The following is a 1,206-nucleotide window of genomic DNA, read 5'->3' as shown; positions in this document are numbered from 1 at the left end:
ATTGAACTGTTTAGCGATCGCCCTGAGTTGTTTCAAGATGGAGTCAATTTCTTGCACGCGGTTTTCCCCACGTTCACGGCGCATTGGTTCAATCAACTGCACATAGTCCACAATCACCAAACTGACTGACCCGCAACGAGCTTGTATATCTTGCAAATCACCCTTGATTTGTGATGTGGTGATTACGGGGTTGTCATTCAACCAAAATGGTAGCGCCATCGCGTCAGCGCAAGCTTGAGCTAAAGGATTCCAGTGAGATTCCCGAAGTGCATTGCGTTTGAAAAGCAGGTCAGCAGGAACATGGGGTGCTGCCAGCCTTGAGAGGGTCTTTTTGACCATTTGTGAGGCAGACATCTCTAAAGCGAAATAAGCGGTTGTTAAGCTGCTAGCAGCAGCCCGAATCCCAATATCTAATGCCCAGGTGGACTTGCCGATGCCGCCGCGACCTCCAACAACGGTCAAAGAACCGAAGGGCATCCCGCCAATTACCCCATCCAAATCATAGAATCCGGTGGGGACATTCACCTCAATCGCATCTTCACCGTTATTGGCCAATTCAATCTCGGCATAAACGTCAGGGATGATGTCAGCCATTAGCTTCATCTGACAAGCTGTAGTTAATTGGCGCAACTCTAAAAGTTTTTGTTGCCCCATTTCGATGACTGAAGTTGCAGTAGTCTCAGTCAAAGGAGCATCCATCGCGTAGCGTGCCATTTGTAAAGCTGTTTGGATTACCGCTCTCAATTGCGCTTTTTCTCGAATCAATTCTGCTAAGGCATCGATGTTAACTGCTGACACGCAAGAGTTAAGCAAGGACGCAAGTTTATTTCTACCGCCAACATTATGCAATAAACCATGAGATTCCAGCCAACTAGTGACAAACAATAAATCCGTTGGTTGCTGAGACTGGTGCAATCTGACTGCGGCTCGGTAAATGTCCTTATGGGAACCAACGTAAAAATCCTCTGGTTGCAAAATCTTAATCACACGAGCGATCGCTTCCGGGTCAAACAAAATGCCACCAAGTACTACTTCTTCAGCTTCAATCGCCTGGGGCGGTAAGCGGTTAGGCATTGAAACTACGTTATCTGGGGCAAAATCTGATGAAAACATCGCTTTTTCTCCTATGTTACTTTTGTAAATCGAGTTCAGAAGTCAGAAGCCAGAATTCAGGAGCCAGAATAAACAAGAAATTTCTTGTTTAAA

1 protein-coding gene is annotated in these 1,206 nt (G+C 46.0%); it reads right to left on the bottom strand.

Annotation, left to right across the window (positions count from 1 at the left end; genetic code table 11):
- Window positions 1-1,113, bottom strand: a 1,113-nt coding sequence (locus tag ACWATR_RS40200; RefSeq protein WP_460346022.1) for a replicative DNA helicase, incomplete at its 3' end; no start/stop codon positions are given.
- Window positions 1,114-1,206 lie beyond the last annotated feature (93 nt).

It is taken from the genome of Nostoc sp. UIC 10890, from assembly GCF_054786515.1.
Note: the sequence above shows the minus strand (reverse complement) of the source record. Positions and strands in the feature narration are given on the sequence as shown.